The organism is Legionella yabuuchiae, from assembly GCF_900640115.1.
Classification (GTDB): domain Bacteria; phylum Pseudomonadota; class Gammaproteobacteria; order Legionellales; family Legionellaceae; genus Legionella_A; species Legionella_A yabuuchiae.
Window position 1 is genome coordinate 145827 of the sequence record NZ_CAAAIW010000002.1, and the last position, 18988, is coordinate 164814.

Sequence of the window (18988 nt, forward strand, 5' to 3'; positions counted from 1 at the left end):
AGGACAAAAAATAAAGGCGCCTAAAAACACGCATTTTGAACGATCATGGGTATATACCCGTAATCTTTCAAAATGCGTGATTTATGCTTTTTCTTTTTCGCCCTGCCGCATTTTAAAAAACTCGCAAGGGAATGAGCCATTACTCGCTTTTTAAAATGCGGCAGGACAAAAAATAAAGGCGCCTAAAAACACGCATTTTGAAAGATTACGGGTATATTTCAAAAATGCGGCTTTTATACTATCCATTGTTTTGACCAAGCATTGAAGAAAAAGCGAGGGTCATCTGTTGGCATGAGTTTACAGGAGCCAGATCTAAGCTCGCTGTAAAGTATTACCTTGTTCGTAAGCAAACAGTCTACGTTTCTAGCCAGTAGGGTGGTGTTTATTGGATTTAACAAATTGAGAAGTGGCGTCCCCAAGGGGATTCGAACCCCTGTTACCGCCGTGAAAGGGCGATGTCCTAGGCCTCTAGACGATGGGGACCTGGAGCTTTATTGGATGTTTTTAAAGCGTTGGCTTAAAAAACATCGTTTGTTATGTGCCAATGAATGGCGTCCCCAAGGGGATTCGAACCCCTGTTACCGCCGTGAAAGGGCGATGTCCTAGGCCTCTAGACGATGGGGACCTGGAACGTATCCATCAAGATTATACTGATGGTGGAGCTAGGCGGGATCGAACCGCCGACCTCTTGCATGCCATGCAAGCGCTCTCCCAGCTGAGCTATAACCCCAATGAACTGGAACATACTCTCTAAAATGAGAATCGAAGTTTAATGAGCACTTCCTTTTCTGTCAAGGATTTTTTAATTTTTTGCTCTGTACATGACAAAAAATCTGTCATGTCCGCGAAGGCGGGCAACCATTTCTGATTTGGCACTGAGTCAAGAAGAAGTAACTCGCTGACAAACAATAAAAATCATATAATCTCGATCGCCAAAAGGAGATTATATACCCGTAATCTTTCAAAATGCGTGTTTTTAAGCGCCTTTATTTTTTGTCCTGCCGCATTTTAAAAAGCGAGTAATGGCTCATTCCCTTGCGAGTTTTTTAAAATGCGGCAGGGCGAAAAAGAAAAAGCATAAATCACGCATTTTGAAAGATTACGGGTATATAGAGTGAATTAGCGAATTGAAGGATAGTTTAAACACGTATTTTAGCTGGAACAAGGCGAGAATGACATGTTTTGTAAATATGTTGCTCGCATTATTTGCTACGCGCATTGTCAATTTAAGTCAATTGGCATGTGTTGTTTAAAGTGGAACAGATAATGGAAAATATACCTGATTGAGCAAAACAATCCTCAGTGGCTTGACTTGGGTATTGGTTTATTTTTATGAATGGTTGCCCGCTTGCGCGGGCATGACAGATTTTTTTGTCATGTATAGAGATTTTTTTGCTTCTTACAGGACGAAAAATCATTGAACATTACGTGCCCGTGAGTGTGACCTTGTCGGTGGCTGGTTTTTAAGAAATTGAAAGCGCTCATTGAGTCGCCTCACAGCCCTTCCTTACGAAGGGCTTAAAGATGGATCAAGCGAAAGAAAAATCCTTTATCTTACTCTTACGCCAGAACTTGGACCTTGGTGAGAATGGCCAGCTCTTCCATCGCTTGGGTGGGCGTCATGATGATGAACATGAGAAGAAGGGAAAACTTGGGTAAATTTATGGCTGTGATGAGCGTCGCCTCTGTGATGATGTGGAGTTGCGTTATGATAATGATAGCCACCAGGGTAGGGATGAAAAAACCGACTTCCAGTGACGTTTACACTGGGACCGGAATATGAGTGTGTGTGGACGTAATGATGACGATTGTTGCCAAATAAACAAGGAAGTAAGCAGACGCCGCCAATAATCAACAATAAAGGAACTAGTATTAAAGCCCCGACTGCAACACTGGCTCCAATTCCTGCCGTTAGCGTCAAAGCACCAGTTGTGACCGCTGCGGTTGTCGCTACTGAAGTGCTTGTTAAGAATGCAAGAAAAGCGATCGTCGCAATGGCTAATGTCGTTAATGCAATTAAACCCTTCAAATAAAAACTACTCATAAAATCACCTTATGACAACATCAAAAATTACAATGGAATTCCAACTACGTCTATTATTTAATGTTTTGCTTTAACTCATGTAAGATGCCCAAAATAGTTTTTGCTCGATTACCAAAACAACTCAGGGCATTAAACGTTTTATCGTAGTGTTCGCTGATTTTTTGGATCAAATCGTGCTGCTTAAATAAGGTTGCATAAGTAACTTTTTTATTTGCCAAATCAGATGAGCGTCCTTTGCCTAAGTTTTTACTTTGATAACGATCCAAATAGTCATCCTGCATTTGAAACAACAATCCAAAATGGTTGGCAAACCTTTCTAAAGCACGAGCCTCCTCAGCGGTGGGTGTTCCCGCCGCCAGAGCGGCTAATACGCAAGCGCGGATTAGCTTGCCTGTTTTTAACTGATGAATACGAGAAAGATTTATTTCATCAATGTTGGGATTTGATAACTCCGTCAAATCCAACGCTTGCCCACTTACCATTCCAGAGGGTCCACTGGCTTTTACAAGCTCTTTTGCAATCATGATGGTTTTGCTTTCAGATAAATGCCTTGGAAGGTGGGTGAATAGAATTTCAATGGCTAGGGCTTGCATACCATCACCTGCCAATATGGCTGTGGCCTCATCAAAAGCACAATGGCAACTTGGCTTGCCGCGACGAATATCATCGTTATCCATGGCCGGTAAGTCATCATGGATTAATGAGTAGCAATGAGTGATTTCAATGGCAGCCGCGATGTAATCTAAGCTATCCAAAGAAGCATGAATCATAGTCCCAACTAAATAAATCAGCATGGGTCGTAATCGTTTTCCACCGGGAAATAGAGAATAACGAATCGCATCTTTGATTTTGGTTGCCGGAATATCAGCTCGCTCGATAACGCGGTTTAAAATAGTCTCATGACGAGCGATTAATTCCTGCAGCGTTTGCTCATTCATAACGGATTTTTCCAAGCCGATTCCCGGCGGCTTGACCGCGGGATCTAAGCTTCTTGATATATCGCTAGCTTCCTTGCTCAGGACGCGGGTAGTGGATGGAGAACGCTTATTCATTTGATTCATCACTTGTGGCCGTTTTGCTCTCGGAAAGCGATTCAATTTTTTGTTCGGCTTGATTTAAAGCCTCTTCGCATTTTTTTACGAGAGTGATGCCTTTTTCAAATTGTTTTAAAGATTCTTCCAGCGTTAAATCCCCTTGTTCAAGCTGGGCGACGATTTTTTGAAGTTCAGATAAGGATTTTTCAAACTGAGTGGGCTTGGTCATCGCCATTCTCTCTTGGACAAATCAAGCCATTATACTGGCATAGTCTAAGGTTGCAAGAATCATAAAAAAATACGCCCTTCATCCTTGCTTCCTTTCCCTACGCTGTGTGTGGTGGAGAGAGGAGCTAACGTTATCATGGAAATTTTAATGGGTAGATTTAATTTATTCTTTAGTATCTTGCGTATATGATAAGGCAACGCAACAAATCCGTTTAACGACAATGAAACAAAAAACTAAATATACCTGCAATCAATGTGGGGCTAATTTTTCGCAGTGGGCAGGGCAGTGCTCGCAATGTGGTGCTTGGAATGCCTTGGTCGAAGAAATACATCCTGCTGCTGGAAAAAATAGCCGTATAGCCAATTATGCAAATCAACGCTCCGAAGTCACTTTCGTAGAAGATGTGATCATGGATCGAGAATCTAGAATGGATTGTGGGCTATCTGAGTTGAATCGGGTTTTGGGTGGAGGATTAGTCGATGGCTCGGTGGTCTTAATTGGGGGCGACCCTGGTATCGGCAAATCCACATTATTGTTGCAAACGTTAGCGAATCTTTCTCAACAGCAAACCATTCTTTATGTGACGGGCGAGGAGTCATTGCAACAGGTTGCTTTAAGGGCGAAACGCCTGCAACTGCCGCTTGGTGGATTAAGACTATTAGCTGAAACCAATGTTGAAACCATCATTGCACAAGCTCAAAAAGAAAAGCCGCGAGTGATGGTAATTGATTCGATTCAAACCATCTTTACCGACTTAATACAATCCGCCCCAGGTGGCGTTAGCCAGGTGCGCGAATCAGCAGCGCAATTGGTTCGTTTCGCAAAATCCACACAAACAGCTTTATTTCTAGTAGGACATGTAACGAAAGAAGGGGCTTTGGCAGGCCCGCGTGTCTTAGAGCATATGGTGGATTGTGTGTTGTATTTTGAAGGACAAAGCGATAGCCGATTTCGTGTGATTAGAGCCATTAAGAATCGGTTTGGTGCAGTCAATGAGTTGGGTGTGTTTGCAATGACCGATCGCGGACTTAAAGAAGTGGCAAATCCCTCTGCAATTTTTCTATCCCGCCAACCCGAACCTACTCCTGGTAGTGCAGTCATGGTGACATGGGAGGGATCGCGCCCAATGTTGGTTGAAATCCAAGCTTTGGTGGATCAAACTCATGCCCCGCAAGCCAGGCGAGTTACGGCGGGGCTTGAGCAAAATCGCTTGGCGATTTTATTAGCCGTATTGCATCGCCATGGGGGGATCGCAACTTATGATCAAGATGTATTCATCAATGTGGTTGGTGGAGTAAAAGTCACCGAAACAGGTAGCGATTTAGCCTTGTTAGCCGCAATTGTTTCAAGCTTAAGGAATCGCGTCTTTGATAGTAAAACCATCATTTTTGGTGAAGTAGGATTAGCTGGTGAGATAAGACCGGTACAAAGTGGTCAAGAGCGTTTAAAAGAAGCCGCAAAACACGGGTTTAAACGCGCTATTGTGCCCTTTGCCAACGCGCCTAAACATACGGTGGCAATGGAAGTCGATGCCGTTAAGCATTTACAAGAAGTTTTGGAAAAGATTTAAAGTCTAGCAATATCCTTGGCAAAATAGGTAATGATCATGTCGGCTCCAGCCCGCTTAATGGCGATTAAGCTTTCATACATCGCTTGCTCTTCATCAATTAAGCCAAGTTTTGCCGCGGCTTTTATCATAGAAAATTCACCGCTGACTTGATAGGCGCAAAGGGGAATTTCCGGGAAAGTTTGTTTGAGTCGAAAAATAACATCTAAATAATTCATAGCGGGCTTAACCATTAAGACATCAGCTCCTTCTTCGAGATCGAGTGTTGCTTCACGGATGGCTTCTAAGCCATTGGCGGGGTCCATTTGGTAGGTTTTGCGATCACCAAATCGTGGAGCGCCTTCAGCCGCCTCGCGAAAGGGACCATAAAAACTTGAGTTGTATTTCACCGCATAACTTAATATGGCTGTATTAAAATGACCTGCTTGATCCAAGGCTTGCCGAATAGCTCCGACCATGCCATCGGCCATGCCGCTAGGGGCGATCCAGTCGGCGCCTGCCTCGGCGAAGCAAACCGCTTGTTGGCCAAGTAACGCTAGGGTTTTATCATTGTCGATGTGATCGTGTTTTAAAACACCACAATGACCATGATCAGTGTATTCACAAAAACAGGCATCGGCGATAATAATCATATTGGGATTGATTTGACGAATGGTTTTAATAGCCTGGGGAATAATGCCATTTATATCTAACGAAGCGGTTCCTTCGGCATCCTTGTGGGCCGGGATGCCAAACAAGATTACTGCAGAAATTCCTAAGTCAGTCAACGATTCGATTTCTTCTGAAAGCGACGCTAAATTTAATTGGTAATGACCGGGCATGGATTTAATTTCGCGTTTTACCTGCAACGTTTCACTAATAAACAAAGGCGCGATGAGTTGGCTTATCTGCAAGTGGTTTTCACGGACTAGCGTACGAATGGGTGAAGATTGTCTTAAGCGTTTTAAGCGAAGAGGGATGGAATAAGACGTCATGTTAATCCTTCGTATGGTTGTATAGAAAATCAATGCCATTGCCAGTATCGCCAGCGCTTATTTGAATGCTGAAGTACCGATTTAATAGATATTTAATGGTTAAAACATTACCATCATTTTGAAATAAGCCCATATTATAACTCAGATACAACCGTTTGGTGATAGATTTTCCAATGACCACAGCCGTACTCTGATTTACCTCGTTAGTGGCTTGATCATAGGAGGCTGAGCGCTGCAAATTAAAGTCAAATCCAAGCGTGTTTTTTAACTGATTAATGAGTTGCGCGCCCTTAGTGCCTGAGTCAAGATCCATCGCTGATATGGCCGTTAAGAGCAATTGTCCTCCGGACTGGCTGGCTTGACTAGCAGGCTTACCTAAGATCATCAAGGAAAGAATATCGGCCTGCGATAGATTGGATGGAATTGAAAACAGTTTTACCTTGGGATTATTAATTCGTCCGGTAACCTCAACCCCAACAGTAACTTTGCCACCTAAATCAAAGGTCTCTAGATTTCCGGTGCTAAAGTCAAACATTTCATTGGAAGGAGCGAAGCTGCTGGCGTTTTTGAAAAAGCGTACGGCTCTGATTCGGATACCAGGATTGGTAAGCAACCCCCCGGTAAAAATTAATTGTCCTTCTTTAATGGTGAGGTTTTGACCGTAAGCCTGGTATTTTCCATCGCGAACTCTAAGCTCTCCTACGGCAAATGGATCGGAACCAGGGAGCTTTTGAATTCGAATGCCTCCAACTAAATTCCCGGTTAAACCTTTGACATCTAATTGAACATTTTCTCCCATGTTCAAATTAATATCGGTTGTGATCGTAAGCGGCGTGGTTTCCTTTTTTTGGCTTACAAACACAGCGTCTTCAGTAAGACTAACCGTATCGCTAAAGGTAATGGGCTTTATTTCAGCGTTGGGAACTAAAACCGAGCCTTTAATTGCGATCGCATTAGGCTCAAACTGAATAATTAGGTTAGGCGAAATATTGATGGAATATTCAGCGGTATTCATGGCCGGAATGTTTTCGCCTTTAAGAGTAACTTCTCCCATGACCGTTGGGTAAAACCGACCTTGGCCGTTTACCGTTAAGGTATTACCTTGGGAAACAATGCTTCCGGTTGAGTTCCATTGATTATTCTCGGTTTGAATCTCAAGATTGACTGGATTGTAGGTGACATCCAGATTGGGAAAGTAAACACTAGCATTTTGCAGATTAAGGAGTCCTTTAAGAGCCGGATTTCCAAGCGTACCTGACGCGGTTAATTTCATGGTTAACTGGCCATGTAGTTTTTCAACGGTGGGGCTTATTCCATTTAAGAATTGAAGAGAGTCAATATTAAGATGAATAGCCCCTTGAATAGGCTGATTAGATGAGTAGGGGTTGACTAAGCTGTATTGTGGCATCGAAACGTTAAGATTAATATGTTTATTGCGATCAATAGTTAGCTTGCCGTCACCAGATAACCCCTTTGGCGTTAACTGAGCAGTTATTTTGCCACCAGCAAAAGATATTGAAGGTAACTGTTCTTGATCGGTAGCGCGATAACTCCCTGGATTTACAGTTAGTTCTATTTGTCCATTTTGAGGCCCTGTTATGTTCGCATCGGCTTTGATGATGGTATTGAGTCCAGTTAAAGCGGGATGCAAACTCTCTGGTTGTGGAAGTAACGCGTGAGCATCCCATTGATAGGGGCTTTTGCCCTTGAACGTGAGTTCATTCGGTCCGAGTGAAACTTTGCCGTTAAAGGCGTTTTTTTGATATTGGATCTCGCCACGTAAAAGATGCGCTTGATATTGTGCTAAAAAAGATGTGTTTAAGGATAAAGAAGCAAATGAGTTACCCGAGAAGTGGGTTGTGAATTCTAAATGAGAAATGGGAGTATCTTCTGATTCAAAAGAAAGGGATTTTGAAAGTACTTCGCCAAAGAACTGCGTTTTAGCGGAGGGATCAAATGAAATATTACTAATAATATTGCCTTGAGGCATTTTTAAAACGCCGCGAGCTGTAACCTTTTGGTGTTTTACTTGGGTTCTTAGGGATAATTGCGCAGTGATTGGACGGTCAAATGCAGTGTTGGCTTTAATATTCATATCAAGCCAGGTTCCTGTAACTTCTAAAGACCCTGTTTTACTGAGTAAGTCATAATTAGGATTTAAAGCCCACTTGGCATTTTGCCATTGCGCGTTTAATTGAATTTGATGCCCATTTTGTAAGTTACCTTGTAACTTGCCTTTTAGGGGACCAGAAAACTGACCTTTCCACTGATAACGAGACCAATCACCCGATAATTGAATGTTCCCTTGCAGCGCTCGTTTATGTTTTTTAACTTCTGAAATCGTTAAAGTAGCCATTGTATGATAAGGGGGGTTAGGCTGGATTTCAGCATTTAAATCAAATGAAAACCCAACATGTTTGATTCCCAAATGGTTAATGGACCACAGTTGATTATTAAGTTTTGCCTGCAAATTTATATGATTGATTATACGAGTTGTGCCTAGCTGCTCAATTTCGACGGCATCGAGTGTGAGATCATGGATATGAATCTCGACCGGAAGCTTTGGAAATTCAAAGTCAATTTCCGCCGTTTCTTCGATCACCTCAGAAGTGTCTTTGATTTTGATAAAGAGCTTCTCGCTATGGAGTTGTTTAATTGTTAATGCTTGGCGGATTAAAGGCAGGGGTTTTAGATTAACTTGACCTTGTACCAATTTGATTTGTTTTGAATCATCTTCATACACTAACTCCTGAAAAGAGAACCGATCAATTAAACGTCCTTCGGGGTTTTTAATGGTTAAATGCCCAGGGATAAACGCATCAACCAGCTTAATGGTCGTATAAAGTCCTGCGGTAGTTGCTAGGAAAAAGGCTAATACAGCAACGAAGGCGATAAAAACACTTAACAAAATATATATTGACTGTTTTAAATATCGCATCATTAGATATCTGGCCCCATGTTAATAACCAGTTTTGGATCCCTTCCTGGCACGCGTTTAAAACGATTGGTCATTGGAAACGCTACTCCAACTTTAATGGGTCCAATCGGAGACACCCACATTAAAGCAGGCCCGGCGTCATATTGCATTGCTTGTGGTGTTGGCTTATATACGTCTCCCACGTCATAAAATCCAATCAGATACCATTTATCAATGAATTCTTTTTGTACCTCAACGCCACCATAAGTCATAATTTTGCCAGGACCAATTGAGTTAAAGCCATAACCTTTTAAATTTTCAGCGCCACCGAGTAACATGGCAAGCGATACCGGCAACTCATATATATTGTTAATTCCAGTGATCCCTTGAATGCCATGAAGATACAAACGGGTTCGTATGACATCAATGGTTAATGCGCCTTTTGCATCGATTGTCGCTTGGCCGATGCTGGGAGCGATGAATCCATTGAGGGTAATATTATACCCCGTTGGAGTAAATAAGGGATCGGTCGTATGAGACCAGGTTAACACCGCTTTTGGATAGAAGAGGGATTTTGTGGTTTTAGGGAAGCCGGTGTAGTTGAACCGTTCTGATAAAGCATTCAGTGATAAGACTCTTTGATGATTTTTTTTAATATGTTGGTGAGCGAGCGAGAATAGAAACGAATTGCTGTAACCACTAGAGTAATCCAGATTTGAAACACTCCCTGTGATGTTGTAATTATCGGTGATGGGATTTTTTCCTGGAATCACATATTGCGCTAATAAGGCGTTTTCATTAAAAGAGCCTTGGGCAATGGCGTTGAATTTATGGCCCGCCCGGTTAACTGGCACCACATGTAAGGCTGCTCGTCCTCTTGGCCCGGTGTCCGTACCATAACCCACACCTAACGTATAATTAATACGATGAACCCGTTCTAAATGTACATCAATGGGTACGGTGCGATCCGAATCAATTTGTGGCTTGACCACAACGGACCTAAAATAACCGCTTGCTGAAAGAGTCGATTCAAGGGTTAGAAGTTGTTCTGTTGAATAGGGTTGTCCTGGTTGAAAAGGAAGATAGCGTCTTAATAGCTCTGGGCTAACATACGTGGGATCAAATTTAACCTGACCAAAATAAAACTGTGGTCCTGTGTTAAATACCAGTGTGATGTGGGTGGTATACTGTTTACGATCAATTAATACTTCGGATTGTTCAAACGTAGCATGAAGATAGCCTTCATGTTCAGCCGCGCTTAATAAGGACTCTTTTGCTTCATCGTATTTGGGGCTTAAAAAAAGTTGACCTTGTTTAATAGGGAGGTCTTGTAACGCTTTTAACAACTCAGGATTGTTCGCTCCTTCGCCAGTAACTTGAATCGATAGACTTGTTATTCTCATTTTAGGTCCGGGGTTAATATGAACCCTTAGATACTGATGAGAACGGGCTAAAACACGTATTCTAGGAGCGAAATAGCCATACGGATACATGGCTTTTTCAATTTGCTTTCGAACGGCTTCTTCGGGATCCTGCGCTATTGATTCGTTACGATATAATTCAGAAAGACGAGTCTGAATGTTTTGTTGAACGTTACTTTTGACCCCTGTAATGTCTAACTTCACAGCAAAAGCTGAGGCTTCCATAAGCCAACAGACTAGTATAAGTAGCGTGTATATTAGAAATTTATTAATCAATTTTAAATCTTTGTTTTTGTCAAGCATGATTTAGATGACTATAACATTATTCCGTTATATCAGCAGCCTTTAGCGCTTTTAAACGATAAATCAACTCTAATGCCGCTCTTGGGGTAAGAGCATCGGCATCCACTTCAAAGAGTAGAGCTTCAATCCTTGAATCAAGTGATGGCTTATTGCTGGCTTTAGTCGGTTTGACTTGATTTTCTGCTTGTTGCAATTGCTGGGTCGCTAATGTCAGTACCGCTTTGGGGATTCCTGCTAAGGCCGCAACCTCAAGGCCATAGCTTTGCGTGGCATGGCCAGGCTCTACACGGTATAAAAACGCAATGCCTTGTTCAGTCATCAACGCTTGCAAATGCCGATTGTGAATAGAAGGGAATTGTTCAGGCAAATGGGTTAGCTCAAAATAATGCGTAGAAAATAATGTGTAGGCTTTAATGTCGTTTGCTAAATAAGCACAACACGCATACGCTAACGCCATACCATCATGGGTGCTTGTGCCACGGCCAATTTCATCAATAAGAACTAAGCTTTGGCTTGTGGCATGATTTAAAATATGCGCAGTTTCCGTCATTTCAACCATGAACGTTGAGCGACCGGAGGTTAGATCATCGCTGGCACCAATGCGTGTAAAAATCTTATCAATTGGCCCTATGGTGGCTGCCTCAGCAGGAACATAGCTGCCAATATGAGCTAAGAGTACAATTAATGCGGTTTGGCGCATATACGTTGATTTACCGCCCATATTGGGTCCGGTAATCAACAAAACGTGTTTTGAAGGTTCAAGTTCCAAATCATTTGCAATGAACCGTTCTTGTAATAACTGTTCAATTACAGGGTGTCTTCCTGCCTTGATGTGAATTCCAGGGTTATCAGTTAAGCTTGGTGAATTCCAGCTTAAAGATTGCGCGCGTTCGGAAAGATTATTCAACACATCCAACTCTGCAATGGCTTGAGCTATTTTGTGGAGCGGATATAGATACGATTGAATGGATTCTAATAGATGCTCATAAAGCCATTTTTCACGGGCCAACGCTTTTGATTGCGCCGATAATACTTTGTCCTCAAACGTTTTTAATTCCGGCGTGATAAATCGCTCAACATTTTTTAAGGTTTGCTTGCGTTGATAATAATCTGGAACCTTGTTTGATTGTAATCGACTGAGCTCAATGTAGTAGCCATGGACACGATTGTAACCAAATTTCAATGCAGAAATGCCAGAACGTTTTTTTTCTTCTTGTTCTAATTGCAACAGCTTATCAGTGGCGTGCTCACTTAATTCACGCAATTCATCTAACTCTTCATCAAAGCCTTTGGCAATGACGCCGCCATCACGAATCAGCATGGGAGGGTTTTCATTGATGGCTTGAAGTAGCAAGACATGAAGGTCTGGTAAGGGGTTTAATTCGGCTTGTAATTGGGTAATTAAATTAGATTGGCAGTGGGTTAGCAATTGAGTCAACTCAGGCAATAAGGCTAGCGTTGTTGTTAAGAGAACTAGATCTCGTGGTCGAGCGGATTTTAATCCAATTCTAGCTGTAATTCGTTCCACATCACACATCTGTTTGAGAAGATGGTGAATGGCACCTTCTTGCTTAGATTGCTGCAAATCATGAATCGCCTGTTGGCGTCTAAGAATGGCTGAATGTTGACGAAGTGGTCGTCCAAGCCAGCGCTTTAGTAAACGACTACCCATCGCGGACGCGGTATTATCTACAAGGGCAAGGAGACTTAAATCGCGTTGCTCTTGATGGGTATCGAACAATTCTAAATGTTTTTGGGTAGAGGCATCCAATTGCAGAAAATCTGAGGTTCGCTCAATGGTTATTGCTTTCAAATGGGGCAATGCTTGTCTTTGGGTGATGTGCAAATAGTTTAAGAGACAGCCTGCTGCTGGAAGAGCTTTGGGGCATTCGGCTTTTCCCAAGTCATTAAGGGAGTGGCCTGAAAATTGCCGTGTTATTTTTTTTTCAGCTTGGCTTAAATCAAAATCAGAAATCGGCCTTTGTTTTACAGTAAAGATTGTTGCTAAATCGTGGTGGATTTTAGATTCAGGTAATAAGATCTCAGCGGGATTTAAACGGGTTAGCTCAGCAATTAATTGCTCTTTATTATCTAATTGAGACAAGTGAAATCGGCCACCGCTCAAATCAGCCCAGGCAAGCCCATAATGTTGCTCGCTTTCATATATAGCTAAGAGCAAATGATCGCGTTTCGACTCTAAAAGCGCTTCATCCGTCACCGTTCCAGGGGTAATAATCCGAGTGACTTGTCGTTCAACAGGACCTTTGCTCGTAGCCGGATCTCCGGTTTGTTCGCAAATGGCGACGGATTCTCCTTTTTTGAGCAATCGAGCTAAATAATTCTCCACAGCATGATAAGGAACTCCTGCCATTGGTATGGGTTTACCATCGGACTGACCGCGGTGGGTTAAGGTTAAGTCCAGTAACGTTGCTGCTCGTTTCGCATCATCAAAAAATAACTCATAAAAATCGCCCATACGATAAAAAAGCAACATATCAGGATAATCCGCTTTAATCCGTAAATATTGTTGCATCATGGGGGTGTGGTTGGATGACATAATCGACAAAGTAGGTTATAAAAACTTGATTGGATTCTAACAAAGGATATCTTTGAAGTCAGTAACGCATCTTTTTTACACGGTAATGCTACAAATTGTTTTGTATTATCTTTGCTCGTAAGGAGAATTCGATGGGCTGCTTCAAGCGCAGGCTTATGCAATTTTTAAAGCCTCCCCAAAGTAATAAAGTTTACCAGGAAATAGCAGCATGGCTGCATGTCTGTAAGTTAGTTTTTGGTTTAACAATTCACGTGGTTATTAATTAATTCGGTGAGTTCATTGCTTTTAAAATAACCAGAGGAAGTGTGCAACCTGTGGCACAACGCGGAGCCTAAATGGCTAGATTGGGTATATACCCGTAATCTTTCAAAATGCGTGATTTATGCTTTTTCTTTTTCGCCCTGCCGCATTTTAAAAAACTCGCAAGGGAATGAGTCATTACTCGCTTTTTAAAATGCGGCAGGACAAAAAATAAAGGCGCCTAAAAACACGCATTTTGAAAGATTACGGGTATATAACAGGAGTTGATGTGATAAAACAAAAATGTGGACCTTCTGACGTTGAGCAGCTTGTCAAAGCAGGCTTTACTCTAGTTCAAGCAAATAAGTTTATTAAAAAAAAACTACCTTCTGCTGTAGCTAATGTGGTGTTAGCTAATTACGCCTCTTTAACAAAGATGATTACTGGCTGGGAGCTTGATATTAATGAAACGATCGTGCGAGTCGCTGCGCGTAGTGGCGGCGAGAAAAATATAGAAATGCTCCTTGAGCATGAGAAAACGCTTCGCGATTGGCATTTCACCGGCGAGCAAATTTTGAAAATCGTAGCCCATGATGGCGGCTCTAAAAACCTGAACGCCGTTCTATTGCATTTTAAAGCGCTTCGCGCATTGAAGTTCAACTGCAAGGACATTGTCAAAATTGTGGGGCATGGCGGAGGCTCTAAAAACCTGAACGCGGTGTTGGCGCATTCTGAAGCGCTTTGCGCGTTACAGTTCCAGGTCGAAGATATTGTCAAGATTTTGGCGCATCAGGGCGGCTCTAAAAACTTGAACGCAGTGTTGGCGCATTCTGAAGCGCTTCTCGCATTACAGTTCACGGGCCAGGACATTTTGAAGATGGTGGGTCACGATGGCGGCTCTAAGAACCTGAACGCTGTGCTAGAGCATTTTGAGGCACTTCGCGCATTACAGTTCACGGGCGAGGATATTGTCAAAATTGTGGGACATATCGGTGGCTCTAAAAACCTAGGTGCGGTGCTGGTGAATTTTAAAACGCTTCGCGACTTGCAGTTTACTAGCAAGGACATTGTCAAGATTGTGGGGCATATTGGCGGCTCTAAAAACATTGAGGAGATTGTGCAGCATGAAAGGCTCTTGCTTTCTTTGGGCTTAACAGGAGAGGCACTTTTGGGTGTTAACGGAATCCAACGGGGGCAAATTTTAAATCGTCTGATAGAGCGGAAGAGTTCCGAGCAAAGTGGCGATCAGCTCGTTGCACCTTACCTGGATTTGTTGAACCAACAACCAGAGGATGAGTTGTCTTGGCTAGAAGGGTTTTTAGCTACAGGAATACCGACCGTTGACTTTCTTATGGATACTACTCAGGATATATTGCCATCGATCCTTGACTCTGACCCTGCTGGCCCTGACCCTTTTCAAGGGTTGAGTTCAGGTGTGGGAGCGAGCTTTAGGTTTTTCACCTCACCAGACCCGCTCTCAAACCGACCTGAGCCTGCAGCGAAACGAAGATGCCCAGCCAACAATTGCTGACTATGGATTTCAGTGAAGCAGTAAGGATATGTGCGCCAAGGTGTCCCATCATTAGACTTGATAGCTTTTAATTAAAAAAGGGGAAACTTGTTGCTCAATTCTAGAGTCACGATTTTCATGAGCGTAACCCCAGTTTGGGGTTATTTCGGCATTGAAAAAAGGGAGTTGACGCTCCTAACATAGCTGATTTTTCTCACCCGCTTTCAAATTGATCGAGAAGCAACAGACCCGGGTGTTTTTTGTCAGGTACTAAGCAGCAGCATATCAAAACGTTGATTAAAATGATAAAGTAAGACGATAATCCTTCCAATACTGAAAATATTTGCTAGACTGATGTAGGGAACTTCTTTAAAAAAATCAAAAAATAGGGAGATAAAAAATGAAAAAATTGGCCATATTACTAGCCGCTGGTGTAATGGGTTTAGCACTGACGGCTTGTGGTGGTGAAGAGAAACCAAAGCAGCCTGAAGTTGGCAATGAAGCTGTTGCACAACCTAAAGCTGCTGAAGAGCAAGCTAGACCAGCGGCAGAACCTGCTAAACCTGCCGAGCAAACTGGACAGCAAGATGAGGCTCAAAAACCAGCTGAGTAATTATATTTTTAAAGTAATATTTTTTTATAATATATTGGCCCCGTTTTTACGGGGCTTTTTGCCTGGCTAAATGGAATATACACAAAAAGACTCTTAATATACTCATTGGTTTTTTGAAGACTTGCTATCTTAAAAAAACTAGCTCATAGGCTTTCGTTGATGTTTCTGTCTGCATACAGCCGGCTTTGGTTGGAATGTTGCCAAAAATCAGGCTCAATGTTTTTTGTTTTTTGCTAAAACGACCTTCAAATCATCAAATGACATGGGTTTATAATAATAAAACCCCTGAACAATATCGCAATTTTCCTGCTTTAAATATTCAATTTCCTCTTTTGTTTCCGCCCCTTCTGCCACTATTGTTTTATTAAGCGAATGTGAAAGTGCTATCACTGCCTTTACAATTTTAACATTGTTCAAATTAGTAGGTATTCCACTAATAAAAATCCTGTCTATTTTAATTTTTTGAACCGGTAAACGGTTAAGATAGTTGAATGATGAAAAACCGGTACCAAAATCATCAATTGCTATCTGAAATCCTAGCTGATGAATTGCTGTTAAAACAGCGATGTTATGCTCTGTATCTTCCATAAGCATGTTTTCAGTGATTTCTTTAAATAGGTCCGGGGATCTGGAACAAAATTCAGGAAAAATAAGAGCTATTCCCGGTTTGTTAGTTTAATCACCTCACTCTCAGAATGGCTTATCCACAAGTCCATAGGCCAGGAGAGCTTTCATCGTCTCGGATAGGCCTGTGGACCCTGTGGGTAAGCCATGACACACGGAACTCATGCTTTTTGGTTATGTCCCAAATACATACTCGCTGGTGTGATGTATCCAAAAGACTGATGCGGTCTTCGGTTGTTATAATAATCAAAGTATTCAGTTAATGCCAGCTCAACTTCACCGATTGTTTCAAAGGAATACCGATAGAGTTTTTCTTGCTTAACACTGCGCCATAAGCGCTCTATGAAAATATTGTCTAGGTACCGGCCTCGTCCATCCATACTAATAGAGATTTTGTGAGTTTTTAGCGTATTAATCCAATCATTTGAGGTAAATTGAGCCCCCTGATCGGTATTAAATATTTCACATCGTCCTTGCAACAAAGCATTTCTAAGTGCTTCCACACAGAATTCAGCCTCAAGCGTTGGTGAAACCGCCCATTGAATCACGTAGCGACTATACCAATCCATAATGGCGAGCAAATAAACGTGGCTGCCTTTCATCCGAACGTAGGTAATATCAGCCGCCCATACTTGATCGGGCTTTGTGATATCGATATCTCGCAATAGATAGGGATACACGGTGTACTCTTTATTCGGAACGCTTGTATTTGGCTTTGGGTAGACGGTTTCTAACCCCATGACCCCCATAAGTCTCTTGATACGACGTTTACCAACAGGATAACCAACTTCTTTTGATAGCCACTGTGCGCGCTTAATTTTACCCTCACATGGATATTGAAGATAATGTTCGTCCAGCAGCGCCATTAATCGCTCATCTTCTGCCGATATCGGAGACGCTTTATAATAATAACTGGAAACGCTCAATCCGAGTAGCATGCACTGCTCTCGGATCGTTATTTCAGCGCTACCATCGATTAGCTTTCGTTTGTCATCTAGGCTCAGGTGGAAACTTTTTTTTTAACCAAGACAATTGTGCTTGGAGCCGACCAATTTCCTCATATAAGGCATCGACAAGCTCTGTTTGTATTTGTTTATCTTTGTCTCGGGCGTTGGAAAACGCATCAGATATCGCTTGTAATGCCGTTTGCTTCCAAGCCTTAATTTGGGTAGCATGTACGCCATATTCGCTGGTTAACTGGGCCTGTGTCAATTTCCCTTCAATTGCAGCAAGTGCGATTTTTGATTTTTTTGATGCAGTGTAATAATTTCGCTTTTTGGTCATTCTATTCTCCTCTTATATTAGAAGAATAGCTCTTAAAAATACCTTTTTTTCGTCCAAAAATCCGCGCCTATATCATCTAGCTCGATCTGTTTTGTATTGACTGTGAATTCTTTCCTCATCGACTCAAGAAATTCCACTAGATGGAAACCATCTTCAAATTGTTGCGCAGAAATATTGATAGATACTGGAGTTTTTAATTTCCGTAAACTAATTTGCTGAAAAACCATATACAAAATATGTTCGTTTAAAGGGATAATTAAATTATTTTTTTCTGCGAACGGAATAAATTTATCAGGATACATTAATCCTTTTGTCGGATGCTGCCATCGTACTAAAGCTTCCACAGCGCAAATATCACCCGTTTTTAAATCAACTTGCGGTTGGTATTCCAAAATAAATTGATTCTCGCTCTTAATCGCTTCTCGTAAGTCGGCTACCATAGCAATCGCTTCTGAAGCATAGAAAGGCAATTCTTTAGTGAAAAAACCAATTCTATTTCCTCGTTCTTGTTTCGCATTGGCCACAGCTAAATCAGCATTTATTATTAATGATTTACTGTCCAATCCATCTTTTGGATACGTAGCAATTCCTATGCATACCGTCAAATGCATTGTATCTTGGTCAACTTGAAATGGAGCTTTGAATATACGTTGAATTGTTTGAGCATATTCAAAGGTGTTTTGTCTCGTTGCATCTGGGAAATACAGGATAAACTTGTCAGTCCCCAATCGACCTATGCCAATTTTCCCGTCAGCCATTGACTCTATTAATCTTGTTGCGACTGATTTTAATATTTTGTCACCAAATTCATGTCCTAGCGCTTCATTGATTAATTTAAAACGATCAATATCAATTACTACAGCGCCGATTGATTTTGTTTTTTCCTTTTCTATCAGGCTATTTAATTCATCTTCCAATGCAGGGCGATTTAAGAGTTCTGTTAATAAATCATAGTGAGAAATACGTTGTATTTGCTCCATTGCGTTCGTATGCACAATAAATTTCCCTATAGTTTTACTTATGTCATCCATCATGGTTAATAATTCAGCATCAGGTTGCCTAGTGTCCTGACAGAAAAACTCCAAGATGGCAAAAATTTTGTTTTGATAACTAATAGGTATGCCCATAACACTGTTTAATCCAGCCTCTTTTGCGTATCTAGATCGAAGATATGCAGGGTCATCTGAATAATTCGGGATACAGTAGGCTTTTTTTGTTTTCCAGACTACTCCTGGAAAACCTTCTCCAAATTTAAACGCATGTTTGTAAATGTTCTTATTAAATTCAATAAGAAGCTTGTTCTTTTCATACCATGTGTCAACACAGCGTAACCTGTTTTCCTCAATTAACCATAATCCACTGAACTCAACACGCAAACCGCTACCTATTAATTTAAGTGTTTTATGAAGAAATTCGTTTATATTTTTCTCATTTTCAATTAGGTTTAAGAGTTAGTGCATCATTAGTTCTGTAAATTATTTTTGATTGGCGGAGTGGCCAACCATTTTCTACTCTTTTATTTGGATAATGAAAGAGAATAAAAAATGATTAAGCCACAAGATGATATTAGTCTAACTAGCCAACTTTTGGAACTATTATCTGGAGAGGACGGCGCTATAGGGCGTGCGTTGGAGCTAGTTTTTAATCAAGCGATGCTTTTAGAGCGTCAGC

At 41.6% G+C, this 18988-nt stretch carries 14 protein-coding genes, 3 tRNA genes and 2 pseudogenes; 5 read left to right on the forward strand and 14 right to left on the reverse strand.

Annotated features, from left to right (window positions below; genetic code table 11):
• Window positions 1-407 precede the first annotated feature (407 nt).
• From E1O47_RS01445 to E1O47_RS01455, 3 genes are all read right to left on the reverse strand, one after another.
• Window positions 408-483: transfer RNA gene (locus E1O47_RS01445), tRNA-Glu, on the reverse strand.
• Between the two features lie 66 nt (window positions 484-549).
• Window positions 550-625 (reverse strand) — tRNA-Glu (locus E1O47_RS01450).
• A gap of 29 nt (window positions 626-654) precedes the next feature.
• Window positions 655-730: transfer RNA gene (locus tag E1O47_RS01455), tRNA-Ala, on the reverse strand.
• Window positions 731-1118: 388 nt separating this feature from the next.
• On the opposite strand from E1O47_RS01455, the pseudogene E1O47_RS12670 reads away from it, so the two are divergent.
• Window positions 1119-1244: pseudogene (locus E1O47_RS12670) on the forward strand (IS4 family transposase); the annotation flags it as partial.
• Window positions 1245-1549: 305 nt separating this feature from the next.
• Here E1O47_RS12670 and E1O47_RS01465 read toward each other — a convergent pair.
• From E1O47_RS01465 to E1O47_RS01475, 3 genes are all read right to left on the reverse strand, one after another.
• Window positions 1550-2044 (reverse strand): hypothetical protein, encoded by a 495-nt coding sequence (locus E1O47_RS01465; protein WP_133129489.1) that lies wholly within the window; start codon window positions 2042-2044, stop codon window positions 1550-1552.
• Between the two features lie 53 nt (window positions 2045-2097).
• Entirely contained in the window at window positions 2098-2982 is an 885-nt protein-coding gene (locus E1O47_RS01470; protein ID WP_133129511.1) for a polyprenyl synthetase family protein, read from the reverse strand.
• A gap of 106 nt (window positions 2983-3088) precedes the next feature.
• Complete coding sequence (locus tag E1O47_RS01475) at window positions 3089-3307, reverse strand: exodeoxyribonuclease VII small subunit (RefSeq protein WP_207384274.1); 219 nt, start codon at window positions 3305-3307, stop codon at window positions 3089-3091.
• Between the two features lie 220 nt (window positions 3308-3527).
• Here E1O47_RS01475 and radA point away from each other — a divergent pair, with 220 nt between their 5' ends.
• Window positions 3528-4877: a DNA repair protein RadA gene (gene radA, locus E1O47_RS01480; protein WP_133129491.1), complete on the forward strand. Its 1350-nt coding sequence runs from the start codon at window positions 3528-3530 to the stop codon at window positions 4875-4877.
• Here the strand turns inward: radA and hemB are convergent.
• The 4 genes from hemB to mutS form a co-directional block, all read right to left on the reverse strand.
• A complete protein-coding gene (hemB, locus tag E1O47_RS01485; RefSeq protein WP_133129492.1) occupies window positions 4874-5848 on the reverse strand; it encodes a porphobilinogen synthase in 975 nt (324 codons plus the stop codon). The genes radA and hemB overlap by 4 nt on opposite strands.
• Window position 5849: 1 nt before the next feature.
• Window positions 5850-8789: a translocation/assembly module TamB domain-containing protein gene (locus E1O47_RS01490; RefSeq protein WP_133129493.1), complete on the reverse strand. Its 2940-nt coding sequence runs from the start codon at window positions 8787-8789 to the stop codon at window positions 5850-5852.
• Window positions 8789-10411 (reverse strand): autotransporter assembly complex protein TamA, encoded by a 1623-nt coding sequence (locus tag E1O47_RS01495; RefSeq protein ID WP_242601954.1) that lies wholly within the window; start codon window positions 10409-10411, stop codon window positions 8789-8791. The genes E1O47_RS01490 and E1O47_RS01495 overlap by 1 nt, the downstream gene beginning before the upstream one ends.
• A 97-nt stretch (window positions 10412-10508) precedes the next feature.
• Window positions 10509-13046 (reverse strand): DNA mismatch repair protein MutS, encoded by a 2538-nt coding sequence (gene mutS, locus E1O47_RS01500; protein WP_133129495.1) that lies wholly within the window; start codon window positions 13044-13046, stop codon window positions 10509-10511.
• Between the two features lie 529 nt (window positions 13047-13575).
• Here mutS and E1O47_RS01505 point away from each other — a divergent pair.
• Both E1O47_RS01505 and E1O47_RS01510 read left to right on the forward strand, forming a co-directional pair.
• On the forward strand, window positions 13576-14817 hold the full coding sequence (locus E1O47_RS01505) for a TAL effector repeat-containing protein (RefSeq protein WP_133129496.1): 1242 nt from the start codon (window positions 13576-13578) through the stop codon (window positions 14815-14817).
• A gap of 379 nt (window positions 14818-15196) precedes the next feature.
• Window positions 15197-15409 carry an alpha-fetoprotein enhancer-binding protein gene (locus E1O47_RS01510; protein ID WP_133129497.1) on the forward strand — a complete coding sequence of 71 codons (213 nt, stop codon included), beginning with the start codon at window positions 15197-15199 and terminating at the stop codon, window positions 15407-15409.
• 213 nt (window positions 15410-15622) lie between these two features.
• Here E1O47_RS01510 and E1O47_RS01515 read toward each other — a convergent pair whose 3' ends face one another.
• From E1O47_RS01515 to E1O47_RS01530, 4 genes are all read right to left on the reverse strand, one after another.
• Complete coding sequence (locus E1O47_RS01515) at window positions 15623-16069, reverse strand: EAL domain-containing protein (protein WP_341272520.1); 447 nt, start codon at window positions 16067-16069, stop codon at window positions 15623-15625.
• 125 nt (window positions 16070-16194) lie between these two features.
• Window positions 16195-16971: an IS3 family transposase gene (locus E1O47_RS01520; protein ID WP_242601955.1), complete on the reverse strand. Its 777-nt coding sequence runs from the start codon at window positions 16969-16971 to the stop codon at window positions 16195-16197.
• Window positions 16972-17023: 52 nt separating this feature from the next.
• Window positions 17024-17317 (reverse strand): hypothetical protein, encoded by a 294-nt coding sequence (locus E1O47_RS01525; RefSeq protein ID WP_133129500.1) that lies wholly within the window; start codon window positions 17315-17317, stop codon window positions 17024-17026.
• 32 nt (window positions 17318-17349) lie between these two features.
• The gene (locus E1O47_RS01530) at window positions 17350-18756 is read right to left on the reverse strand and encodes a diguanylate cyclase domain-containing protein (RefSeq protein WP_341272521.1); all 1407 of its coding nucleotides are present in this window, start codon (window positions 18754-18756) and stop codon (window positions 17350-17352) included.
• A gap of 105 nt (window positions 18757-18861) precedes the next feature.
• On the opposite strand from E1O47_RS01530, the pseudogene E1O47_RS12675 reads away from it, so the two are divergent.
• Window positions 18862-18988, forward strand: a pseudogene (locus E1O47_RS12675) (IS256 family transposase); the annotation flags it as partial.